We start from the raw sequence: 21325 nt of genomic DNA, 5'->3' as shown, positions 1-21325 counted from the left end.
TTACAGGCCCCTCGCCCGAAGCGGCCGCACGGATAAAGGCAGCGAGCACCCCTAACTACTGAGTTAGGCGGAGCGTGAGTAGCCAGCGATCGTGCGGTACACGCGATTCATCAAGGGTGAGCACGGGAACCGTAACGAAAAAGGCAACAGGTCACTTCACATGACCATGACTGATCCGATTGCGGACATGTTGTCACGAGTGCGCAACGCAAACAATGCGTTCCACGACACCGTGTCTATGCCATCCTCCAAGATCAAGGCCAACATCGCCGAAATCTTGAAGCAGGAAGGCTACATCGCCGACTACTCCGTTAACGACGAGACCGTCGGCAAGACCCTGGAGCTTAACCTGAAGGGTGCTGTTGCAAAGTTGGGGCAGTAGAAAGACCGACGTGAAATAATCAGAGCCATGGGCATCTTCTCCGGTCGGCATTTCCCCCGTGACATCATCCTGTGGGCGGTGCGGTGGTACTGCCGCTACGGCGTGAGCTACCGCGACCTCGAAGAAATGATGACCGAGCGGGGTGTGCCAGTCGATCACACCACGATCTACCGCTGGGTGCAGAAATACGCCCCTGAGCTGGATAAGCACACTCGCTGGTACCGGCAGGTACCCGACTGGCAGGCCCGGTCCTGGCGGGTGGATGAGACCTATATCCGGGTCGGCGGCACGTGGTGCTATCTCTACCGGGCTATTACCGCCGGTGGGCAGACCTTAGACTTCTACCTCTCACCAAAACGGAATGTGGCTGCGGCCAAGCGTTTCCTGGCCAAGACGCTGCGATCGAATACGACAGCCGGGTCCCCGCGGGTCATCAACACCGACAAGGCACCAGCTCTGGCCAAGGCAATATCCGAGCTGAAGGCGGAGGGAATCTGCCCTCAGACGGTGGAGCACCGGCAGGTGAAATACCTGAACAACGTTCTCGAGGGAGATCATGGCCGACTTAAAAGAATCCTGGGACCGAAGGGGGCGTTCAAAAACCGAATTTCCGCCTACCGGACGTTGAAAGGGATGGAAGCGATGCATTCATTACGGAAAGGTCAGGGCACGATGTTTGCTTATGGGCACCCCAATCCGGACGCGGTGATCGTCAACCGGGAGCTTCGAGACGGCCTGAGAACGCCAGCACGCAGCGGCCATCAGGAAATGAGAAACTGGGTCGTCTCGGCTCTCCGCCCAACTTTGCAACAGCACCTATCATATATAGTACATGCCAGCTAAAGGCTTTCATCTTTACACAGCGTTGGATTTGTACTCGCGCAAGGTTGTGGGATGGACTGTCCAACACCGACAGGAAAAGACCATCGCTACACGCCTGATTGAACAAGTCATTGCTGACCAGGAGCTCAACGGTCACAGCGTTGAAGTCGTACACACCGACAACGGCAAAGTCATGACCTCACACATGATGAAGGACATGCTGGATGAACACGGCGTGCAGCTGTCATTAATTCGGCCGAATGTTTCGAATGACAACCCATTTGAAGAGTCATCACATCGCACAATCAAGCATCACCGCTATGCGTTAGAAACCTATGATGATATCCAGCATGCGCAGAAAGTCATCGGCAGGATTATCGACGAATACAATAACCGTGACCGCCACAGCGGGCTGAATGGATACACACCTAGTGAAGTGTATTCAGGCACGTGGCGTGACATCCTTGAACATCGCCGAGCAAAGGAAACCGTCTACTACGCGACGCACCCGCACCGCAGACCCAGACCCCGGAAATCCGTCTACAAGCCACCACCTAAAACGGTAGAAATCAACAACGGCAAACCCCTAGCGCCCGAGACATCGAGCGCGTAAAGTAACAACCACGTCAAACAGGGGGATGTTCACAACTCAAAGGCAGGCGCCGATCGAGGGCAAAGGGACCAAAGTAAGAGGACCAAACTAGAAGGACCACCAAGCGAGCCTTTCCACATCCCCGGCCGGCTGGTTACTTATAGGCCGAGAAGCCCGTAATCTTCTTGCCCATGATGAGGGACTGCACAGTGTCGGTGCCCTCGTAGGTGTGCATGGCCTCAATGTCCGCGAAGTGGCGAGCGATATCGTTTTCCAGCAGGATGCCGACTCCACCGAGCATGTCGCGGGCGTCAGCGGCGATGCGCCGCGCGGCACGCGTGTTGTGGAGTTTGGCCGCCGAGGCTTGCTCCGGGGCCAAGGTGCCAGCTTCCTCGCGCTGGGAGACCTCGCGGCAGGTGAGCATCATTTGGCTGAGATCCAAGACCATGTTGGCAAGGCGCTGCTGGATGATTTGGGCTTTGGCCAGTTCACGGCCGAATTGAACGCGTTCGAGCACATAGGAGCGGGCAATCTCGTAGCAAGCCACCGCAGAGCCGAGCGCCATCCAGGACACGCCGATACGGGTGGAGGTCAGGACGCGGGAGACATCCTTGAAGCTGCGGCAGCCTGGAAGCTGGTTGGCGGCGGGGATGCGGCAGTCAGTCAGCGAGATGTGTGCCTGGTGGATGGCACGCAGGGAAAGCTTGCCCTCAATCACGGTGGCGGAGTAGCCGGCACTGTCCTGCGGAACGATGAAGCCGCCGACGTTGCCGTCTTCCATGCGGGCGTAAATGATGGTGATGCCGCCGGAAGCGCCGTTGCCAATCCACTTCTTTTCGCCGTTGAGGACCCACTCGTCGCCCTCGCGCACCGCGGTCGTTTCCAGCGCGATGGAGTCCGATCCATGCGCGGGTTCGGTCAGGCCGAATGCGCCGAGCAGCGAGCAGTTAGCCATCCGCGGCAAGTACGAAGCCTGCTGTTCCGCCGAACCCAGCATCGCAATCGAGCGCATGGCCAACCCCGCCTGCACCGCGATGACCGTACCCATCGAGGCATCCGCACGCGTGATTTCCATGAGCGTCAAGCCAGCACCAAGCGTGGACATCTGCTCGTGACCTTCCACAGCCAGGCCATCAGTCATCACGTCCAAAGAACCCAAACGCTTCACTAGGTCCAGCGGATACTCAGAAGCTTGCCAATGCTTGTTGATCACCGGGTCGGAGTATTCGCGAAACTGAGCGGCACGTTTCCAGCCAGCAGCATCGGCCTCAGAGAGGCCGTCGAAGACGCCGAGGAAGTCAGTGGTGCGCTCAAAGAGGTTGTGGGACATGGTTGCTTCTCCAGGTAATACGAATGACGATTAGCCACAATTGTGACGTGAATCTCGGCACCTGTCAAGCAGTTGCCCTGTACACTAACCACCATTAGCTAGAACAGGAGGACGCCCACCATGGCCAACCAGAGACGCCGCGACCAAATCGCCGCCGCCGCACTCGACCTCTTTGACCAGCGCGGCTACCACGCCACCGGCATGGAGGACATCGCCAAAGCCGTCGGCATGCGCGCCTCCAGCCTGTACAACCACTTCTCCTCCAAACAGGAGCTCCTCGCCGAAGTCACCATCACCGCCATGGAGGACCTCCTTCGCGCCAACGCCGCTTGCCTCGCCGGGCTGAAAGACCCCCGCGACAAGCTCGTCGCCACCATGAAAGCCCACGTCATTTACCACGCCACCCACGCCCGGCGCGTCCGCGTGGTCAACAACGAGCTCACCAACCTCGAAGAGCCCCACAAATCCGTCGTCCTGCAACTGCGCCGCGATTATGTCGCCCGCTGGATGGCCGTGGTCAACGAGGGCGACTTCCACGCCGAAAACCTCAAAATCGCCTGCTGGGCGCTCATCGATATGGGCATCGGTGTGGCCCAATGGTTTAGCCCCGACGGTGACTACACCGCCGAGGCTTTGGGTGATATGTACGGCCAGTTCGCCCTGCGCCAACTTACCTAAGAACTTACCTAGGGCGCGCAGCCAATCTGCTGCTCTTCCTCACGCCCATCCGGGTACTGCACTCGCACGCGGGAGTAAACCTCGGCGTGGTAACCGCACGCCACGCGCTTGTCGACGACCACCTTCACCCGATCCTCATTGAACGTGCCTTCCGCGCAATTGGGGTCACAGTCATTCTCGACGGCCACGCCGTCTGCCTCCGCGGAATCGTCTCCCCAGCGCTGCCAGTCCAACTCGTTGACCAGGTAGTTATTATCCGCACAGGCCAGCGAGATACGGTCCGGGCCCTCCAGACCCGTCACGGACACGCAGTCCAAGATGGCGGTGGCGTCGATGGTGGTTTCCACGTCCGGCCCCACCAGGCCCACCACGCGCACGAGCTGGCCGGTGGCGGGCAGGACGGAGAAGGAGACGCGGTCAGAATCGCGAATCACGGTCACCAGCTGGTCCTCGCCTTCGCCCTCGACGGTGCCGACCTCGTTGCCGTCGGCTTCCGCCAGCATGTCATAGGCAATCTTCTGCTGCTCACTGCTCAAGCCCGGCTGGAGCAGCAGCTCCAGCGCGCCCAGCGCGCGGTTCGGGAAGGAATCCGCCAGCTTCTCCAGCCCGGCGCGGTCGGACGCGATGACGAGGTCCTCCGGGTTGATGGAAGGTTGCGGGTCAAAGCCCGGGACCTCTCCTTGCGAGGAGACCTCCACGGCTCCCCCGGCATCCACCGCATATTCGGTGATTGCCGTGGCATCGCCGAGGGTATCGACGCGCTTCATGTATTCTTTCGCGGTCACGCCCTTATCCACGGCATCGGGCTGGGTTGCGGCTGCCTCGCCGGCCTGGGTCAGAATCTCCGCGGCCGAGGCCACGGGTTCCGAATTATTGAGCAGCGGGAAGGCACCACCGATGAGCGCAAGCACCGCGACGGAAGCCGCCGCTATTGTCCACGTGGGCCGGCCCTTCGTTATCTTTGCGAGGGTCTCTTCAGAGCGGGCGAGGGAGGCGTCGTCAAGCGCTGTGTCAGGAACGGGGTTGGCGGCGCGGAGCATATCGAGAGAGCTAGGCATCGGTTTCTCCTGTGAGTTCGGAAAGGTGGGTACGCGCGCGGTGCAGGCGAACGCGCACGTTATTGCGGGAAATGCCGAGGACCTCGGCGATATCGGGGTGGTCGAGTCCCTCCCAGGCGTGGAGCGTGAGAATCTCGCGCTCCGCGTGCGGAAGCTGCATCAGCGCGCGAGTGATGTCGAGGTTGGCATCGACGGCGTCATAGCCGGCGTAGGATTCCAGCTCATGATCATCGAGGTTCTCCGTCTCCCGGCGGGTGCGGTAGAACTCGCGCATCACGTTGCGGGCGATGCCATAAAGCCACGGCAGCGGCGTGCCGCGCAAGGAGTCGAACCCGGACCAGGCCCGCTCGAAGACGTCGGCAGCCAGCTCTTCGGCGTGGCTCGGTGGGACGCGGCGGCGCAGATACGCCAGCACCGCCGGGTAATGCTCGCGAAACAGGCGGGAAAACTCCCGCTTACGCGAACCAGGCAAGGTAAGGACAGACACTAATAAAACTCCAGAATGCTAATGGGCTCACTGAGTATGTTGCACTAGACGCCCGAGCGTTACAGGGAAGCGGTGAAATGGTTTACTAAAGGGGATGGAACCACTCGAGCTCTCCGCCCTGACGGGCACGCAATCGCGCACCTACGGCACGCGCAAGATCACCAAAGACATGATCTCAGCACCCGTGCATGTGGCTATTGCGCTGTGGGATGAGCGCTGGGATTCCGCCGAAAACGGTACTGTCGACGGCTGGGTCATCGCCGTCAACACCAAGAAGACGCGCTTCGTGCGCAAGGGCCAGATTAAAAAGGGCGACATCGTTGAGGTGGCCGTCCGCGAATTCGAAAAGGCCACCAAGGGGCTCCGAGGACGCAGGTGGATCGTCACCGGGCGCCGGCAGGCGGGGTTGCGGGCCGCGCTGGAAAAGCGTGGCTATGCCGTGACGGGGAGTTTTGCGGAGGAGAATAGGGCGTCGAAAAGCGCCAGCTCCGTGCGGCGCAAGCAGGCCGGAATCACCGCGCGCCGCGCCAAGAAGGAAGGCGAGGCCCCGCGCAAGAAGCAAGTAGTAAAGGTGGACACACCGAAGGCGCACTGGTGGCCGAACTTCTCGACGGCCTCCTCCTGGCCCGAGGGGGCCACAGTGCGCATCGCCACGGACGCTTCCTCGGACACGGTGTTCAAGGGCTCCATGTGTTTCGTGGCCAGCAATGGCGACTACCGGTTGCGCACGCGCGAGACGACGGCCAGCACCGATGAGCTCGAGCTCGAATCCCTCACCTTGGCGCTGAAATACCTGCTCAAGGTCGGTGCAACCAAGGCGATCATCGAGTCGGACTCAGTAGCTGCTCTGGAAGCGGTGGAGCAGATTCGGAAGAAGGGCTCGAAGGCGATGCGCTCGCGCGGGGTGTGGCGCGGGCTGTCCTCGGGCTCGCGCTCGCGCTTCCAGCAGGCGTGGCATGACGTGGAAGGAGTCTGCGAGGTGACCATCCGCCGCGTGTTGGGGCATGCGGGCGACCCGCTGAACCGGGCTGCGGATCAGATTGCGTACATGGGCCTGCGGGCGATTGCGCATCCAATGAAGCAATCGCAGGCAACGCTCAAGGAAGGAATCACGAAGGCGTTGGCCAAGCTCTAATTCGGGCTTTGGTTCACTGGTGACATAGGCTAAGCCACATGAGCAATCCCTTTGACTCCAACCCTTTTGAGGAGCCGGACAAGCCTCTCCCCGGCCGTGGGTCGAATCCTTTCGCGGAACCCGCGCGCGAGTCAGACGCGAAGCCTTCGGCGAACCCTTTCGTTGACTCGTATGAGGATCCGAGTGTGGAGCCCTTTGCTGAACCTATCGCAGAGCCCTTTGCCGAGCCGGAGCGCGCCTACGCCCCAGCTCCGCTGCCTGACCATGCCCCTGCCCAGCAGCCAATGGAAGGCACGATCCACAGCTTCTCCTTTTTCAAGGGGCTGTTGAGTCTGTTCTCGCTCCTCGTAGGCTTCACCGGAATTACTGACGGCGATGTGGCAATGGGCATCGGCTTCGCCTTGCCCGGGGCCTGGTACTTCCTCAAGTCACTACAGCAGAAGGCCAACCCAACCACGCCGCAAAAGCGCCACTGGTTTGTCATTTGGCTCATCGCCATCGTGCTCATGTTCTTCGGCGCCTAGTCCATAGGCCACTGCGCGACGACCCGCCGCCACACAATGCGCAGCAGCGAATGCGGAGTCGCCACCACCTCGCGCAGGTAATTCCATGGGCGGTCTTTCCGCGGGGTGCCAACACCATGCATGCGAACCCGAATCCCCAGGTGCCAGGCCCACAGGCGGGTGCGCAGCACGTGAAAGTCATTGGTTACGACGCGGAAATAGTCATAGTCCGGGCACAGCGCGTGGGCGCGCTCAAGGTTTTCGTTAGTGCTGGTAGCCAGCGGCTCCACACGGATCCGCTCCGAGTCCACGCCCCGCTCGATGAGGTAGCGCGCCATTGGTTCCGCCTCCCCGTAACCGGACACGATGATTGGCTCCTCCGGCAGCACGCGAGCCAGCACCACCGCGCGGTCCAACCGGCTGCGCAGCAACGAGCCGGGCTCGCCACCCTCCACGCGCGCGCCCAACACCAGAAGCGGAAACTGCATGCCCGCTAGCTTAGCGTGCATACTGGTCAGCATGAGCATGTGCGTAGTCGGTTCCATCAACGCTGACCTCGTGGTCCACACAGCCCGGCACCCGCAGCCGGGTGAAACCCTGCTGGGCAGCGGCGGCACCATCACCGCGGGCGGCAAGGGAGCGAACCAGGCGGTCGCTGCCGCCCGTCTGGGTGCTCAGGTCAGCTTCGTCGGCGCGGTGGGCAGCGATGCCTACGCCACGCCCGCGATGCACTACTTGCAGGCCAGCGGCGTGGACCTCACGCACGTCGAAGCCAGCGAGGAGGTGACGGGCTTGGCGGTCATCACCGTGGATAAGCAGGGAGAAAACACCATCATCGTGGTGCCGGGGGCCAATGCGCTTGTCGACGCTCCCTTCGTCACCACCCACTCCTCCCCCATCACCGAATCGGAACTCATTCTGCTCCAAGGCGAGGTTCCGGCGGAGGGTTGTGCCAAGGCCATAGAGCTGGCGAAGGGGCGCGTCGTGGTCAACCTCGCACCGGTCATCGAGGTTGAAAAGGAAGCGCTCCTGCGCGCCGATCCACTGCTAGCCAACGAGCACGAAGCCGGGCTCATCCTGGAGCAGTTGGGATTGAGCAGCGAGGGCGCGCCGGAGGAGCTGGCGCGGCGCCTGACGGAGGCCGGCTTTGCCTCGGTGGTCCTCACGCTGGGCGCGCGGGGAGCGCTCGTGGCCGAAGGGGCTGAGCTTGTCGACGTTCCCTCCCCGCAGGTCACCGCCCTCGACACGACGGGCGCGGGCGATGCCTTCGCCGGCGCGCTGTGCGCGAGACTACTCCACGGCGACGACCTCGTGGAGGCCGCCACCTTTGCCGCTCGAGTTGGGGCTTACGCCGTCACTGGAGAAGGCGCGCAGGCGTCCTACCCCGATCTCAAGAGCAAGCTTCCCAGCTAATTACTCCCCGAGGAGCTGGGAGCGCAGGTTCTCGTCCTTCTTCTCCACCTCGGCGGCCATGTTCTCTTGGTAGGCCACCATCTTGTCCACCAGTGCCGGGTCACCCGCGGAGAGAATGCGCACGGCAAGCAAGCCGGCATTCTTCGCACCACCGATGGAGACGGTGGCCACCGGCACGCCGCCCGGCATCTGCACGATGGAGAGCAGCGAATCGAGCCCATCAAGATCCTTCAACGCGCGCGGGATGCCGATCACCGGAAGCGGCGTGGCCGCGGCGACCATGCCCGGCAGGTGAGCTGCGCCACCGGCGCAGGCGATGATGGCCTTGAGGCCGCGCTCGTGCGCGGACTTGGCATAAGCCAGCATCTTTTCCGGGGTGCGGTGCGCGCTGACAACGCCTACCTCGAAGGGCACGCCGAACTCGGCGAGCACCTCTGCGGCGGGCTTGACGGTGGGCCAATCGGAATCAGAGCCCATGATCAGGCCGACGAGTGGTTCCATAAAACTCTCCTTAGTAAATAGGTTTCAAGCTCGCTGCGGGCTTAAGCCCACTGCGCGTGGACGAGGAAGTGGGCGGCATCGTGGGCGATGCGGCGGGTTTCCGCCACATCCACACCGACAACATTGACGTGGCCAATCTTGCGGCCCGGCTTGTGGTCCTTTCCATAGAGGTGGACCTTCGCCTCTGGGTAGCGCTCCATCACTTCGCGAACGCGCTGCGGCATGGGCATCTGCGGATCTTCTTCGGCGCCCAGCACATTAGCCATCACCGTGACCGGAGCCAGGGCTGCGGTAGAGCCCAGCGGCAAGTCCAATACGGCGCGCAGGTGCTGCTCAAACTGGGAGGTCACGCAGCCATCCTGAGTCCAGTGGCCGGTATTGTGCGGGCGCATGGCCAGCTCGTTGACGGCGATATCCTCCTCAACAACCGCGCCCGGCGCGCCGGAGGCGGAAGCAATGATGGAGCCGGCGTCTTGCTGCGTGGCGAAGGCAAAGAGCTCCACCGCCAGCACGCCGGTAACGCCAAGTTCGGTGGCCGCCTTGATGCCCACCTGCATGGCGCGCTCGGTCAACTCCGGCGAAAGGTTCGGGGCGGGAGCAAAAGCCTCGGCACAGATGCCGTCCCGCTGCACGGACTCGGTGACCGGCCAGACCTTCACCTCGCCGGAGGGACGGCGGGCGACGAGCACGGACAGCTCGCGGGTGAGGTTGACCTTTTCTTCGGCCATGAGCGGGGTATCGGCCGCAAGCAGCTTGGCGACGAGCGGCTCCAGCTCCTCCGCGGAGGGGAACCACACGCCATGGCCGTCGTAGCCGCCGCGGCGGGCTTTGAGGCACACGAAACCGTCGACAAGCGCGGCGAAGTCCCGCGCATCCTCCACCGACTCGATGGCGGCAAAGCGCGGCACTGGGGCGCCCAGCTCTGCCATTTTCTGGCGCATGAGCAGCTTGTCCTGCGCGTAGAGGAGGGCGGAAGGCTGGGGCTGGACGTTGCGGCCGTCGGCGATGAGCGCCTGCACGTGCTCGGTGGGAACGTGCTCGTGCTCAAAGGTGATTGCATCCGCGCCGTCTGCGGCGGCGGTGAGCACGTCGAGATCGTGATAGTCACCGAGAACGACGTCCGGAATCACCTGGGCGGCGGACTTATCCGGCGCGGAGGCTAGCACGCGCAGGTGGATGTCGAGCTCGGCGGCGGCCGGCTGCATCATGCGTGCAAGCTGGCCGTCTCCATAAACAGTAACGAGGGGTTTGTGTTGTTCACTCACTCTTCCAATACTAGCCTTGGGGCCATGATCGTCCGGCATACCATCTTTCAGAACTCCCTCATGACCGCCCTGTTGGATGGCATTTACGACGGCGAAATGACCATCGGTGAGCTCTTGGGCAAGGGCAATTTCGGTATTGGAACCTTCGATGCGCTGGACGGAGAGATGATCATCCTCGACGGTGTGTGCTATCAGCTGCGCGGCGATGGCACCGCGACGGTGGCTGACTTAGACCAGGGCACGCCGTTTGCGGTGGCGACGAACTTCGTCCCCCGTATTAAGGTGGCCGCACCCAAGGGTCTGAGGCGCGAGGAGCTTTCGGCATTCATCGATGAGGTGGAGCCTTCCGCTAACTTCATGTACGCGGTGCGCATCTCTGGGCGGTTCAGCAACGTGGTGACCCGCACGGTGGTCAAGCAGAGCAAGCCCTACCCGCCGATGGCGCAGGCGGTGGGCGGTGACAAGGAGCTGCGCTTTGACGACGTCGAGGGCGTCATCGGCGGTTTCCGCACGCCGGTCTTTGAGAAGGGAATCTCCGTTCCCGGCTGCCACGTGCACTTCATCGACGCTGCGCGTACTTCCGGAGGGCACGTGCTGGACTACACGGTGGATGAGGCCACCATTGAGCTCTGCCCCGGCACGGACCTCGATCTGCGTCTGCCGCTGACCCACGAGTTCCGCTCCGCCAACTTGGCGCCCGAGGATTTGGACCAGCAGCTGCATACGACGGAGATTAAGGACTAGCCCCAGACCGGTTGCTCGTTGAGGATGTCCTCGACTCGTTTGGCTTTGGGGATGGAGGGGAAATACATCGGCTTGTCATAGCCGTGAAGTGCCAGCGAGATCCCACCGCGGCGGCGGCGCGCACCGCGGATATCGGTGAGCGGGATCGAATCAACGCGCTTGCCTTCGCGGGCGATGACGCGCAGGTTGGTCACTATGAAACGCTTGCGGCGGGCTTTGATGAGGGGCAGGACAAAGCGCCAGACGGCAAGCAAGGCCCATATAGCTACCAGGCCATTGCGAAGCGCTAGGTCAATGCCGTTGTAGTCACACCAGCCGATGGCGATCCAGCACACCCCAGTAATCACGACGAGCTCTAGAAAAGGAAAGAGCAGCGTGCGAAACGGGGCGGTCATGTCCGCGCGAACAACTTCGCCGCGGCCCATCTGCATGAGGTTCATGGGGCTCATGGTACCTCCCTGCTCCCGCTGCCCAGGTGAGAGGACGTCACGTCCCAAGCCTTGCAGGCCCAGCCAAGGCTTCGCACATGGCATTTCCTAAAAGGCGTCAGTCAAAAGGCGTCTTTGCCCCCGAAAACGCCATGTGGAGGCGTCCAAAAGGTGTCTTTGACCCCAAAGACGCCTTTTGACTAATGCCTTCTGACAGATGCCTTTTGAATAGCGCCATGTGTCGAGCACGGCGCCTTCTATGAAAGCCTCGCCGGTCGACGCTTGGATGTCCCAGCGCGGGCGATTATTTATCAGCCGGGCGCAGGTGGATGACATCACCGGCGGAGTAGTACTCGCCGCCGACGTTGATGCGGCCGTCGTCAGCCACGCCCTCGACGGTGCCGATCACATCGCCCGTCGGGGCTTCGAGGCGAACCTCTTGGCCAATGGAAGAACACACCTTGCGGTAATCAGCCATGAGCTGTGGGTCCTGCTGCTCCCACTGGGTGATGCGGCGGCGCAGGTTCTTCAGAACGGTGATGGCCAGCTCAGTGCGGTCGGTATCAAGCCCCTCGAGCGCTAGCGAAGTCGCGGCCTCGATGGGCAGTTCCTCGCGGGTCAGGGTGACATTGATGCCCATGCCCACGACCACGCGTGCTGAAGGCGGGTTAGCGGCTTGAGTCTTGGGCGCGACCTCAGCCTTGTTGATTTCGGCCTTATTAACTTCAGCCTTGTTGATTTCGGCCTTGTTGATCTCTGCCTTCGAGACTTCAGTCTTCGGAGCGGACTTGAAAGCCTCCCCCACAGGGCCGGCTTCCGCGAGGATGCCGCACAGCTTCTTGCCATCGATGTGCACGTCATTGGGCCACTTGAGCACCGCACCATCGACCGAGTCGGTCACGGCCAAGCCGGCAGCCAGGGGCAAGGTGCCAAGGTGCTCTAGCGACTCCGGGAGGATCAGAGCGGAGAAGATAAGCTGCGACCCCGCCGGGCTCACCCACTGGCGGCCCAAGCGGCCTTTGCCGGCCACCTGTTCGTCAGCAAGCAGTACGGTGCCATCAGCCACCTTCTCCGCCTGCATGAGATCGGTATTGGTGGAGCCAGTGGACTCGGTGAAATCGATGACAGCGAAGTCGTCACTCAACGCCTCGCGGATGCGGTCCATATCAAGTGCAGTCATGCACCCTAGGTTACCCGCCGGGCAGTGGCCTTCTAGACGTAACTAAAAGTAATCCGGATTGGCCAGAATTGTGTGTGCGGTGGCCTCGTCGAGACAGGTGGTCAAGACCGCTTGCGGCAATGCATGGGTTACCTGTTCAGGCGTAACGGAGATCTGCCGAGAATCCGCTAGGAAGGACACAGTGTCCTCAACCAGCTTGTCGTAGTCTGCGCGTTCCTTCGCGCCGAGGCTATCTGGTTTGCCTTCAGTCACCAGCACGTAGCGGATCTCCGGGGCAACCCACTCACACACCCACTCGCCGTATTCTTGCGCTTCCGAATCCGAAAGGTCCAACCCCATCCGTTTCATGCTGGCGCGCATGGTGTCACGATCAACCTTGCCGTTATCCACCAGTTGTGAGCGCACCTTTGATGAGTCCACGGTGTCGGCGAAAATAGCGCGGAACACGGTATCGCGCTGAGCCGCGGAAGGCGAAGTGGACTGCGTCGAAGACGCGTCAGCGGTCCCAGTGGAAACAGTTGTTAGCGGTGTGAAAGTCTCTGCAGATTCCGTACTAGAGCAACCAACCAAGAGCACTGCGAGGAGCGGGGCGAACTTCTTCATAGCGAATTCCAGCCTAATCCACGTGCCGCTGGGTGCTAGTGTGTGTCCATGGCAAAGGTCACTTTTGAGAACGTCGGCATCACCTATCCCCGCGCCGAGAACCCCACGGTCAAAGACCTCAATCTCGAGATTGCGGATGGCGAATTCCTGGTCCTCGTCGGACCGTCCGGCTGCGGTAAATCCACCACCCTGCGCGCCCTCGCGGGACTCGAGCCGGTCTCCAGCGGCCGCATCCTCATCGACGGCAAAGACGTCACAGGGCTGGAGCCCGGCGAGCGCGATATCGCCATGGTCTTCCAAAATTATGCGCTGTACCCGCACCTCACCGTGGCCCAGAACATGGGATTTTCCCTCAAGCTGGCCAAGATGCCCAAGGCAGACATCAAAGCCAAGGTCGAGGAAGCCGCCAAGACCCTCGGGCTCACGGAGTACCTGCAGCGCAAGCCCAAGGACCTGTCCGGTGGTCAGCGCCAGCGCGTGGCCATGGGCCGCGCCATCGTGCGCGAGCCGAAGGCCTTCCTCATGGATGAACCCCTGTCCAACCTCGATGCCAAGCTGCGCGTACAAACCCGCGCGGAGCTGGCCAGCCTCCAGCAGCGCCTCGGCACCACCACCGTCTACGTCACCCACGACCAGGTCGAGGCCATGACCATGGGAGACCGCGTCGCCGTGCTCAAAGACGGCGAACTGCAGCAGGTCGCCCCACCGCGCGAGCTTTACGACGCCCCCGCTAACGAGTTCGTCGCCGGCTTCATCGGCTCCCCCGCGATGAATATCTTTGACTACAACGGCGGCCGCGTCGGCGTTCGCCCAGAAAAACTATTCATTAATAAGGGGCCGGTGGGCTTCCAAGGAACGGTGGAGTTCGTGGAAGAGCTGGGCTCGGAATCCTTCGTCTACGTCATGGTGGGCGAGCAGCGCTTCGTTGCCCGCGCCAGCGATAGCGTTCCGCAGCGCGGCGACACCGTCGTCCTTACCTTCAACCCCCGCGAGGCCCACCACTTCGATCCGGAAACCGGCCAGCGCATCGAGGCTTAGGTAGTAGCACTAACAGGGGTAGCTTCACCCCCGTTTGAAGTGAATTAAAAGCCAAAACCACGTGCCTTGTGGGGATGATCCCCTATTTTGAAGTCATCAGAAGTTTTCCGAAAGGTGAATACTCCATGAAGAAGCCGTTTCTCCCTAGCTCGCTGCGTTCTGTCCGCCGCGGCGTAGTCGTCACCACCGCTGCACTCGCGTTGACCTTGGCAGGTTGCTCGTCGGGTGACGAGGGGTCGTCGTCAAGCGCTGGCTCCGATGCCTCCTCAACCGATGGTGGCGGCCGCGGGCCCATCACCTTTGCCATGGGCAAGAACGACACCGACAAGATCACCCCCATCATCGAGGCATGGAACGCCGAGCACCCGGACGAGAAGGTCGAGCTCAAGGAGCTCGCCGGCGAGGCCGACGCGCAGCGCGAAACCCTCGTGCAGTCCCTGCAGGCGGGTAACTCCGACTACGATGTCATGGCGCTCGACGTGGTCTGGACCGCGGACTTCGCTGCTAACCAGTGGCTAGCACCGCTGACCGGTGACCTGGAGGTTGATACCTCTGGCCTGCTGGAGCCCACCGTGGAATCCGCGACCTACAACGACACCCTCTACGCACTGCCGCAGAACACCAATGGCCAGCTGCTCTTCCGCAACACCGAGTTGGCGGATAAGGCTCCGGAGAAGTTCGAGGACATCGCGTCTGCCTGCGAGGCCATCAAGGACGATAGCTCCTGCCTGACCACCCAGCTCAAGCAGTACGAGGGCCTCACCGTCAACACCGCCGGCTTCATCGAGGGCTGGGGCGGCTCCATCTTGGATGACGAGGGCAACGTGACCGTTGACTCGGACAAGTCCAAGGAAGGCCTGCAGGCGCTTGTCGACGCCTACGAAGACGGCACCATCTCCAAGGACTCCACCGCCGCGACGGAGGAGGAGACCAACTTGGCCTTCACCGAGGGCAAGACCGCATTCGCCATCAACTGGCCGTACATGTACACCAACGCTGAGGACAAGGGCATCAAGTTCGAGGTCCAGCCGCTGGTGGGCAAGGACGGCGTCGGTGTCTCCACGCTCGGCGGCTACAACAACGGCATCAACATCAATTCCGAGCACAAGGCTACGGCCCTGGACTTCATGAAGTTCATCATCAACGAGGAGAACCAGAAGTCCTTCGCTGAGGCTTCCTTCCCGCCGGTACTGGCTTCCATCTACGACGATGAGTCCCTGGTGGAGGAGTTCCCGTACCTTCCGGCCCTGAAGGAATCCCTGGAGAACGCCGCACCGCGTCCGGTTTCCCCGTTCTACACCGCCATCTCCAAGGCCGTGCAGGATAACGCTTACGCGGCATTGACCGCGGGCAAGTCCGTCGATGACGCAACGAAGGACATGAAGGCAGCCATCGAGGCAGCCGCGCAGGGTTAATGCTCCCCAGCGTGAATGGGGCGCGAGTAAGTCCACGAGACTTGCCCGCGCCTCTTTCTTTGATCTGGGTCTCGTGCACAGAGGATGTCTCAGCCACCCGCTATGATTTTCCCCAACCCCCGATAAACCCCTCCCCCTATTAATCAGAAAGGCAGGCACCGCATGGCTGGAGCACCGCCTACCGCGCAGCCCCGCAGACAGTATCTGCGCGTCGCTGCGCTCATCGCACCGGCGCTGATAGCGCTGGCCGTGGTCATCGGCTATCCCATCGTGCGCGCTGTGATGTTGTCCTTCCAGGGCAACAAGCGGCTTAACCCGACTACGGGTGTATTCGAGGAAGGCTCATTCGCAGGCCTCGAAAACTACCTGTACTGGCTCACCAATAAATGCATGTCTGCCACCGGCCAGGCCACCACATGCCCGGACGGCGTCATCGCCACCGATTTCTGGCCAGCGCTCAAAATCACGCTCTTCTTCACCGTGGTCACGGTGGCACTGGAGACGATCTTGGGCATGTTCATGGCGCTGGTGATGAACGGCGAGTACCGCGGGCGCGGCCTCGTGCGCGCGGCCGTGCTGGTGCCTTGGGCCATTCCCACCGCGGTGACGGCGAAGCTGTGGCAGTTCATGTTCGCGCCGGACGGCATCATCAACGCGCTCATCGGCTCGAACATCGCGTGGACCACGGACCCGTTTTATGCCCGCCTCGCGGTCATCATCGCCGATGTGTGGAAGACCGCCCCGTTCATGGCGCTGCTCATCCTGGCCGGTCTGCAGATGATTCCGCGCGATGTCTATGACGCCGCCCGCGTCGACGGCGCCTCGCGCATCCAAACCTTCTTCACCATTACCCTGCCGCTGGTACGCCCAGCGCTCATGGTGGCCATCCTCTTCCGCACGCTGGACGCGCTGCGCATGTACGACCTGCCGGTCATCATGATCTCCGCCTCCTCCAACTCCCCGACGGCCACCATTTCCCAGTTGGTGGTGGAGGACATGCGCCAGGGCCACTTCAACTCTGCCTCCGCGCTATCCACCCTCATCTTCCTGCTCATCTTCACCGTCGCGTTCATCCTCGTTCGCTTCCTCGGCGCTGATGTGTCCGGTACTGCTCGCCAGAAGAAGGAGAAGAAGTCATGAAAAAGATCGGACACTACCTTGGCATCCTCTTCATCATGTTCTGGGGGCTCGCGCCCTTCTACTGGATGGTCGTCACCGCCCTGCGGCACAAGTCCCATACTTTCGACACCACCCCGTGGCCCACGCACGTAACCCTGGATAACTTCCGGGACGCCCTAGCCACGGACAAGGGCAATGACTTCCTCAATGCGCTGGGGAACTCTTTGATCATTTCCTTGGTCACGACCGCGGTGGCGGTCCTTATCGGTGTGTTTACCGCCTACGCCTTGGCACGCTACGACTTCCCCGGCAAAGGTATTGTCACCGGCATCATTCTGGCTGCCTCGATGTTCCCGGCCATCGCGTTGGTGACCCCGCTGTTCCAGCTCTTTGGAAACCTCGAATGGATCGGCACCTACCGCGCGATGATCATCCCGAACATCTCCTTCGCGCTACCGCTGACGGTCTATACGCTGCTGAGCTTCTTCCGCCAGCTTCCCTGGGAGTTGGAGGAGGCCGCCCGCGTGGACGGTGCTTCCCGCGGCCAGGCCTTCCGCCTCGTGCTCCTGCCCTTGGCCGCGCCGGCGCTGTTTACCACCGCCATCATCGCCTTCATCACGACGTGGAACGAGTTCATGTTGGCCAAGCAGCTATCCACCACCGCTACTGAGCCGGTGACCGTGGCCATCGCGCGCTTCTCCGGCCCCTCGGCCTTCGAGTACCCCTACGCCGCCACCATGGCCGCGGGCGCGCTGGTGACGATTCCGCTGATCATCATGGTGCTCATCTTCCAGCACCGCATCGTTGCCGGCCTCACCGCCGGCGGTGTTAAGGCCTAATGCGCCGCGCTCTGCTGTGGGACACCGCGCTGGGATTCGTTGGTTTCTTTGCGTTCCTGGCGCTGGTGCAGGCAGTCCTCAACCTTTTTCACCCCTCCCCCGCAATCTGGCCGGGGCTCCTCGCAGGCACGCTGTGCCTGGCCGAGTTTCTGCTGTGGCGGGCTAAACGGAAGGATCTCCGATGACCTGGCACGATAACGCCATTTTCTACCAGGCCCTCGTGGGCTCGTACAAGGACACCCGCGGCGAAGGCGTCGGCACGCTGCGCGGCGTTATTGAGAAGTTGGATTACCTCAAGTGGCTCGGCGTGGACTGCCTGTGGCTTTCCCCGTTTTATGCCTCCCCGCTGCGCGATGATGGCTATGACATTGCCGATTACTACTCCATCCACCCGGATTACGGCACGATGGAGGACTTCGAGGAGCTCGTCGCCGAGCTCCACGCGCGCGGCATGAGGCTGATGACGGACTTGGCGTTCAACCACACTTCCACCGATCACCCGTGGTTCCAGGCCTCGCGCACCGATCCGGAAGGGCCGTACGGTGATTACTACGTGTGGGGCGATGATCCCCTGCGCTACCCAGAGATCCGCATCATTTTCACCGATACGGAAACCTCGAATTGGGCGTGGGATCCGGAGCGCAAGCAGTACTACTTCCACCGCTTTTACTCGCACCAGCCGGACCTGAACTATGACAACCCGAAGGTCCACGAGGAAGTGTTCAAGATCCTCTCCTTCTGGCTGGACAAGGGCGTGGACGGCTTCCGCCTCGATGCCATTGCATACCTCTACGAGCGCGATGGGCTGGGCGGCGAGTCCCTGCCGGAAACAGTCGAGTTTGTGGAAAGAATCCGCGCTTTCATTGACGAGAACTATCCCGAGGCCATCATGATCGCGGAGGCCAATCAGCCGCCGCACGACACCATGGAGTTCTACGGCACGGGCAATCGCTTCCACATGGTGTTCAATTTCCCCGTCATGCCGCGGCTCTACCAGGCCCTTGCACTGGGGGACGCCACACCGGTCTACGAGATCATGGCGGAATTGCCGGAGTTGCCCCAGGGCTGCCAGTGGGGCACCTTCCTGCGCAATCACGACGAGCTAACGCTGGAGATGGTTGGCGAGGATCAGCGCGCCATCATGTACGAGCACTTTCTGCCGGATGATCAGATGCGCGCTCACGTGGGTATCGCGCGGCGACTCGCCCCGCTGTTGGGCAACGACTACCGCAAGATTGAGCTCTTCTATTCCCTCCTCATGACGCTACCGGGCGCGCCCTTCCTGTATTACGGCGATGAGGTTGGCATGAACGACGCCCCCGAGCTGCCCGACCGCGATGCTGTACGCACTCCTATGCAGTGGGAGCCGGGCGAGGGCGCAGGATTCAGTACATCCGCTCAGACGCGCCGCCCCGTCGTTGGCGGGGTTGGTATTTCGGTGGAGGAGCAGCTTGCCGACGACTCCTCGATCCTCCACCGCGTTCGCAGCCTCATCCAGCAACGCAAGGCGCATCCGGAACTCGGCACCGCGCCTTTCGAGGCGGTGGAGACCGGCCACGCGGGCGTGCTGGGATTCCAGCGCGGTGAATTATTGTGCTTGCACAACTTCACCGAAAAAGCCGTGGACTTAGGACCAGTCGAACTGGGCCCCTTCGGTTATGCCTGGCTTCCGGTGGAGGCTTAACGGTCTTTTAGCGAAAACGGTAAACAGAACATGAACAGTCGATGTATTGTGCTGTAATTTTTGAGGTTTTTTAGCGTTTTATGACCAATTAAAGCTACATAATGCCTATTTGCCGAGGTCACCGGCCTTTTGCGCACAATTGGCACCATTACCTTTCGGGACTATCGTCAACCGCGGTTAGCTCGCAGTCGTCGCGCCACCCCTTTGGCCCCGACACGCTGACCCCTCTTTGTAGATTATTGCCCTAGTCCTGAAAGGGATCACGCTCGTGTCAGCGACTCTTATCATCTTGGCCATCGTGGTCATCACGGCACTGGCCTTCGACTTCACTAACGGTTTCCACGACACAGCCAACGCTATGGCAACGTCAATTGCTACCGGCGCACTGAAGCCGTTCACCGCGGTCGCCATTTCCGCCCTCCTCAACCTCATCGGCGCATTCCTCTCCGTCAACGTGGCCGCCACCGTGGCCAAGGGAATCGTCAACCTTGACCAGTACGATGTCTCCGTCCCCGCCGACGGCGACGCTTTGCTCATGGTCGTCTTCACCGGCCTCATCGGCGGCATCACCTGGAACCTATTTACCTGGCTCCTTGGCATGCCGTCTTCATCCTCCCACGCCCTCTTTGGTGGCCTCATCGGCGCTGCCTTCGCAGCCCTGGGCACCGGCGGCGTGGCATGGTCCTCCATCGCCGGCAAGATCATCATCCCGGCTATTGCCTCCCCGCTCATCGCCGCTCTGGTTTCCGCCTGCGGTACCGCCCTGGTGTACTGGGTGACCAACACCATCCCGAGCAAGGTTAAAAACGAGCACTTCCGCCACGGCCAGATCGTAACCGCCTGCCTCGTATCCCTGGCCCACGGCACCGGTGACGCACAGAAGACGATGGGCGTTATCTTCCTTGCCCTCGTTGCCGCTGGCGAGGCCAACTCCGATTCCCGCATCCCAACCTGGGTCATCGTGGCCTGTGCCGTCGCGATTGCCGCCGGCACCATGTCGGGCGGCTGGCGCGTCATCCGCACCCTGGGCAAGGGGCTCGTGGAGATTGAATCCCCGCAGGGCATGGCCGCTGAGGCCACCTCCGCCGCCATCATCCTGACCTCCGCCACCGGCGGTATGGCACTGTCCACCACCCACGTGTCCACCGGTTCCATCCTGGGTACCGGCCTGGGCCGCAAGGGCGCGAAGGTTCGCTGGGGCGTCGCCATGCGCATGGTGGCCGCGTGGCTCATCACCCTTCCGTGCGCCGCCTTCGTCGGCTTCGTTACGTGGTGGATTGCCAACGGCGTGGGCGCAGCCACCAACACCATGGTGGGTGCCATCGTTGACCTAATCATCCTGCTGGGAATGGTCGCCCTCATCCTCCTGCGCGCTCGCCGCAACCCGGTTGACGCTAATAACGTCAACGACGACTGGGACGAGGACTCCGAGTCCGTCGACTCCTCGATGTCTCACCGCGAAAAGGTCGCCGCCGGCGTTTCGACCGGCAACGCCCCTGGCGCCGCAAACGCCGTCAATGATGTGGTCAAGTCCCACACCGCTCACAAGGACAACTAAGGATTCCAATCATGACCGCAATGGAAATCGTCACCGCCCTCATTCGCGTGGCCGCACTCGCGCTCGCCTTCGGCGCCGGCATCCCACTCCTCTTCGCTTTGGGCATGCGCTGCATGACGGGCGACCCCATCCGCAACGCCGAAGGCGTTGTCGTTGATGACACCGAAGCTTCACCCCAGATGAAGATGCTTGGCTGGACGGTATACGCCGTTCTCGCCCTCCTCATCCTTGTCGCTATCACATGGATTGCAAAGGACTCCATCGCCCATTACTTCGGCTGGGAGCCATTTGCCGGAATCGCTAGCGGGCACTAAGCCTTCCCCCCTCCCACCGACAACACCAACAGCCCCGTCGCCCTACACGGCGGGGCTGTCCTTTTTGCCCTTATTCATTTTCCTCCGCCGCAGGAAGCACATGTGTGCCCCTGGTCACACATCAGCCAAGGTAAACAACAAGTTAACTTAACTTGAAATCTATGTAGCGTTTTGGACGTTTACACGATATAGTTGGTGAATACCAACGGTACGGTACCCCGTACCTTTACTACGAGA

At 61.6% G+C, this 21325-nt stretch carries 24 protein-coding genes and 1 pseudogene; 16 read left to right on the top strand and 9 right to left on the bottom strand.

The genetic code is table 11. The features are described from left to right. Positions 1–160 precede the first annotated feature (160 nt). The 3 genes and pseudogenes from rpsH to R3O64_RS02825 all read left to right on the top strand — a co-directional run. A pseudogene (gene rpsH, locus R3O64_RS02835) lies at positions 161–355 on the top strand (30S ribosomal protein S8); the annotation flags it as partial. 54 nt (positions 356–409) lie between these two features. Then, positions 410–1225, top strand: a complete 816-nt coding sequence (locus R3O64_RS02830; protein ID WP_339017236.1) for an IS6 family transposase — start codon at positions 410–412, stop codon at positions 1223–1225. Beyond that, positions 1215–1817, top strand: coding sequence for a DDE-type integrase/transposase/recombinase (locus R3O64_RS02825; RefSeq protein ID WP_070523112.1), 603 nt, complete (start codon positions 1215–1217; stop codon positions 1815–1817). Before R3O64_RS02830 ends, R3O64_RS02825 begins: the two co-directional genes overlap by 11 nt. Positions 1818–1950: 133 nt before the next feature. Here R3O64_RS02825 and R3O64_RS02820 read toward each other — a convergent pair whose 3' ends face one another. Then, on the bottom strand, positions 1951–3126 hold the full coding sequence (locus tag R3O64_RS02820; protein WP_295804744.1) for an acyl-CoA dehydrogenase family protein: 1176 nt from the start codon (positions 3124–3126) through the stop codon (positions 1951–1953). Between the two features lie 120 nt (positions 3127–3246). Here R3O64_RS02820 and R3O64_RS02815 point away from each other — a divergent pair, with 120 nt between their 5' ends. Then, positions 3247–3804: a TetR/AcrR family transcriptional regulator gene (locus R3O64_RS02815; RefSeq protein ID WP_070521308.1), complete on the top strand. Its 558-nt coding sequence runs from the start codon at positions 3247–3249 to the stop codon at positions 3802–3804. An 8-nt stretch (positions 3805–3812) separates the two neighbouring features. Here R3O64_RS02815 and R3O64_RS02810 read toward each other — a convergent pair whose 3' ends face one another. Together R3O64_RS02810 and R3O64_RS02805 are read right to left on the bottom strand one after the other, a co-directional pair. Next, the gene (locus R3O64_RS02810) at positions 3813–4862 is read right to left on the bottom strand and encodes a hypothetical protein (RefSeq protein ID WP_070521311.1); all 1050 of its coding nucleotides are present in this window, start codon (positions 4860–4862) and stop codon (positions 3813–3815) included. Further along, positions 4855–5349 (bottom strand): RNA polymerase sigma factor, encoded by a 495-nt coding sequence (locus tag R3O64_RS02805; RefSeq protein WP_070521314.1) that lies wholly within the window; start codon positions 5347–5349, stop codon positions 4855–4857. Before R3O64_RS02805 ends, R3O64_RS02810 begins: the two co-directional genes overlap by 8 nt. Before the next feature lie 94 nt (positions 5350–5443). On the opposite strand from R3O64_RS02805, the gene R3O64_RS02800 reads away from it, so the two are divergent. Further along, positions 5444–6484: a ribonuclease HI gene (locus R3O64_RS02800; protein WP_070531032.1), complete on the top strand. Its 1041-nt coding sequence runs from the start codon at positions 5444–5446 to the stop codon at positions 6482–6484. 38 nt (positions 6485–6522) lie between these two features. Continuing rightward, positions 6523–7008, top strand: coding sequence for a hypothetical protein (locus tag R3O64_RS02795; RefSeq protein ID WP_070531034.1), 486 nt, complete (start codon positions 6523–6525; stop codon positions 7006–7008). Here the strand turns inward: R3O64_RS02795 and R3O64_RS02790 are convergent. Next, positions 7005–7475, bottom strand: a complete 471-nt coding sequence (locus tag R3O64_RS02790; protein ID WP_070531112.1) for a YdcF family protein — start codon at positions 7473–7475, stop codon at positions 7005–7007. The genes R3O64_RS02795 and R3O64_RS02790 overlap by 4 nt on opposite strands. Positions 7476–7506: 31 nt before the next feature. On the opposite strand from R3O64_RS02790, the gene R3O64_RS02785 reads away from it, so the two are divergent. Then, positions 7507–8400, top strand: coding sequence for a ribokinase (locus R3O64_RS02785; RefSeq protein ID WP_180963916.1), 894 nt, complete (start codon positions 7507–7509; stop codon positions 8398–8400). Here R3O64_RS02785 and purE read toward each other — a convergent pair whose 3' ends face one another. Both purE and R3O64_RS02775 read right to left on the bottom strand, forming a co-directional pair. Next, a complete protein-coding gene (purE, locus tag R3O64_RS02780) occupies positions 8401–8901 on the bottom strand; it encodes a 5-(carboxyamino)imidazole ribonucleotide mutase (RefSeq protein WP_070531038.1) in 501 nt (166 codons plus the stop codon). Positions 8902–8942: 41 nt separating this feature from the next. Further along, on the bottom strand, positions 8943–10205 hold the full coding sequence (locus R3O64_RS02775) for a 5-(carboxyamino)imidazole ribonucleotide synthase (protein WP_339017235.1): 1263 nt from the start codon (positions 10203–10205) through the stop codon (positions 8943–8945). Here R3O64_RS02775 and budA point away from each other — a divergent pair. Then, positions 10191–10910 (top strand): acetolactate decarboxylase, encoded by a 720-nt coding sequence (gene budA, locus R3O64_RS02770; RefSeq protein ID WP_154762641.1) that lies wholly within the window; start codon positions 10191–10193, stop codon positions 10908–10910. The two genes, R3O64_RS02775 and budA, sit on opposite strands and share 15 nt — an antisense overlap. On the opposite strand, the gene R3O64_RS02765 is transcribed toward budA, so the two are convergent. The 3 genes from R3O64_RS02765 to R3O64_RS02755 form a co-directional block, all read right to left on the bottom strand. Beyond that, positions 10907–11350 carry a hypothetical protein gene (locus R3O64_RS02765; protein WP_070521601.1) on the bottom strand — a complete coding sequence of 148 codons (444 nt, stop codon included), beginning with the start codon at positions 11348–11350 and terminating at the stop codon, positions 10907–10909. The genes budA and R3O64_RS02765 overlap by 4 nt on opposite strands. 292 nt (positions 11351–11642) lie before the next feature. Next, positions 11643–12518 carry a biotin--[acetyl-CoA-carboxylase] ligase gene (locus tag R3O64_RS02760; protein ID WP_339017234.1) on the bottom strand — a complete coding sequence of 292 codons (876 nt, stop codon included), beginning with the start codon at positions 12516–12518 and terminating at the stop codon, positions 11643–11645. A gap of 42 nt (positions 12519–12560) precedes the next feature. Continuing rightward, entirely contained in the window at positions 12561–13121 is a 561-nt protein-coding gene (locus R3O64_RS02755; protein WP_070563937.1) for a hypothetical protein, read from the bottom strand. A gap of 48 nt (positions 13122–13169) precedes the next feature. Here R3O64_RS02755 and R3O64_RS02750 point away from each other — a divergent pair, with 48 nt between their 5' ends. The 8 genes from R3O64_RS02750 to R3O64_RS02715 all read left to right on the top strand — a co-directional run bounded on the left by R3O64_RS02750 (position 13170) and on the right by R3O64_RS02715 (position 21088). Beyond that, positions 13170–14159, top strand: a complete 990-nt coding sequence (locus R3O64_RS02750; RefSeq protein ID WP_339017233.1) for an ABC transporter ATP-binding protein — start codon at positions 13170–13172, stop codon at positions 14157–14159. Positions 14160–14284: 125 nt separating this feature from the next. Continuing rightward, on the top strand, positions 14285–15574 hold the full coding sequence (locus R3O64_RS02745; RefSeq protein WP_154736327.1) for an ABC transporter substrate-binding protein: 1290 nt from the start codon (positions 14285–14287) through the stop codon (positions 15572–15574). Positions 15575–15736: 162 nt separating this feature from the next. After that, complete coding sequence (locus tag R3O64_RS02740; protein WP_144675579.1) at positions 15737–16714, top strand: carbohydrate ABC transporter permease; 978 nt, start codon at positions 15737–15739, stop codon at positions 16712–16714. Then, positions 16711–17532, top strand: coding sequence for a carbohydrate ABC transporter permease (locus R3O64_RS02735; protein WP_070531054.1), 822 nt, complete (start codon positions 16711–16713; stop codon positions 17530–17532). Before R3O64_RS02740 ends, R3O64_RS02735 begins: the two co-directional genes overlap by 4 nt. Next, complete coding sequence (locus R3O64_RS02730) at positions 17532–17717, top strand: hypothetical protein (RefSeq protein ID WP_070531056.1); 186 nt, start codon at positions 17532–17534, stop codon at positions 17715–17717. The genes R3O64_RS02735 and R3O64_RS02730 overlap by 1 nt, the downstream gene beginning before the upstream one ends. Continuing rightward, positions 17714–19216 carry a maltose alpha-D-glucosyltransferase gene (treS, locus tag R3O64_RS02725; protein WP_070531058.1) on the top strand — a complete coding sequence of 501 codons (1503 nt, stop codon included), beginning with the start codon at positions 17714–17716 and terminating at the stop codon, positions 19214–19216. Before R3O64_RS02730 ends, treS begins: the two co-directional genes overlap by 4 nt. A gap of 268 nt (positions 19217–19484) precedes the next feature. After that, positions 19485–20774, top strand: coding sequence for an inorganic phosphate transporter (locus R3O64_RS02720; protein WP_083303822.1), 1290 nt, complete (start codon positions 19485–19487; stop codon positions 20772–20774). An 11-nt stretch (positions 20775–20785) separates the two neighbouring features. Beyond that, positions 20786–21088, top strand: coding sequence for a hypothetical protein (locus R3O64_RS02715; RefSeq protein WP_070531060.1), 303 nt, complete (start codon positions 20786–20788; stop codon positions 21086–21088). Positions 21089–21325 lie beyond the last annotated feature (237 nt).

Source organism: Corynebacterium hesseae (genome assembly GCF_037850265.1).
Classification (GTDB): domain Bacteria; phylum Actinomycetota; class Actinomycetes; order Mycobacteriales; family Mycobacteriaceae; genus Corynebacterium; species Corynebacterium hesseae.
Note: the sequence above shows the minus strand (reverse complement) of the source record. Positions and strands in the feature narration are given on the sequence as shown.

Excerpts from the sequence above, each read along its gene's own strand:
- R3O64_RS02830 (WP_339017236.1), top strand. The coding sequence starts at position 410 with ATGGGCATCTTCTCCGGTCGGCATTTCCCCCGTGACATCATCCTGTGG.
- R3O64_RS02825 (WP_070523112.1), top strand. The coding sequence starts at position 1,215 with ATGCCAGCTAAAGGCTTTCATCTTTACACAGCGTTGGATTTGTACTCG.
- R3O64_RS02820 (WP_295804744.1), bottom strand. The coding sequence starts at position 3,126 with ATGTCCCACAACCTCTTTGAGCGCACCACTGACTTCCTCGGCGTCTTC.
- R3O64_RS02815 (WP_070521308.1), top strand. The coding sequence starts at position 3,247 with ATGGCCAACCAGAGACGCCGCGACCAAATCGCCGCCGCCGCACTCGAC.
- R3O64_RS02810 (WP_070521311.1), bottom strand. The coding sequence starts at position 4,862 with ATGCCTAGCTCTCTCGATATGCTCCGCGCCGCCAACCCCGTTCCTGAC.
- R3O64_RS02800 (WP_070531032.1), top strand. The coding sequence starts at position 5,444 with ATGGAACCACTCGAGCTCTCCGCCCTGACGGGCACGCAATCGCGCACC.
- R3O64_RS02795 (WP_070531034.1), top strand. The coding sequence starts at position 6,523 with ATGAGCAATCCCTTTGACTCCAACCCTTTTGAGGAGCCGGACAAGCCT.
- R3O64_RS02790 (WP_070531112.1), bottom strand. The coding sequence starts at position 7,475 with ATGCAGTTTCCGCTTCTGGTGTTGGGCGCGCGCGTGGAGGGTGGCGAG.
- R3O64_RS02785 (WP_180963916.1), top strand. The coding sequence starts at position 7,507 with ATGAGCATGTGCGTAGTCGGTTCCATCAACGCTGACCTCGTGGTCCAC.
- purE (WP_070531038.1), bottom strand. The coding sequence starts at position 8,901 with ATGGAACCACTCGTCGGCCTGATCATGGGCTCTGATTCCGATTGGCCC.
- budA (WP_154762641.1), top strand. The coding sequence starts at position 10,191 with ATGATCGTCCGGCATACCATCTTTCAGAACTCCCTCATGACCGCCCTG.
- R3O64_RS02775 (WP_339017235.1), bottom strand. The coding sequence starts at position 10,205 with ATGCCGGACGATCATGGCCCCAAGGCTAGTATTGGAAGAGTGAGTGAA.
- R3O64_RS02765 (WP_070521601.1), bottom strand. The coding sequence starts at position 11,350 with ATGAACCTCATGCAGATGGGCCGCGGCGAAGTTGTTCGCGCGGACATG.
- R3O64_RS02760 (WP_339017234.1), bottom strand. The coding sequence starts at position 12,518 with ATGACTGCACTTGATATGGACCGCATCCGCGAGGCGTTGAGTGACGAC.
- R3O64_RS02755 (WP_070563937.1), bottom strand. The coding sequence starts at position 13,121 with ATGAAGAAGTTCGCCCCGCTCCTCGCAGTGCTCTTGGTTGGTTGCTCT.
- R3O64_RS02750 (WP_339017233.1), top strand. The coding sequence starts at position 13,170 with ATGGCAAAGGTCACTTTTGAGAACGTCGGCATCACCTATCCCCGCGCC.
- R3O64_RS02745 (WP_154736327.1), top strand. The coding sequence starts at position 14,285 with ATGAAGAAGCCGTTTCTCCCTAGCTCGCTGCGTTCTGTCCGCCGCGGC.
- R3O64_RS02740 (WP_144675579.1), top strand. The coding sequence starts at position 15,737 with ATGGCTGGAGCACCGCCTACCGCGCAGCCCCGCAGACAGTATCTGCGC.
- R3O64_RS02735 (WP_070531054.1), top strand. The coding sequence starts at position 16,711 with ATGAAAAAGATCGGACACTACCTTGGCATCCTCTTCATCATGTTCTGG.
- R3O64_RS02730 (WP_070531056.1), top strand. The coding sequence starts at position 17,532 with ATGCGCCGCGCTCTGCTGTGGGACACCGCGCTGGGATTCGTTGGTTTC.
- treS (WP_070531058.1), top strand. The coding sequence starts at position 17,714 with ATGACCTGGCACGATAACGCCATTTTCTACCAGGCCCTCGTGGGCTCG.
- R3O64_RS02715 (WP_070531060.1), top strand. The coding sequence starts at position 20,786 with ATGACCGCAATGGAAATCGTCACCGCCCTCATTCGCGTGGCCGCACTC.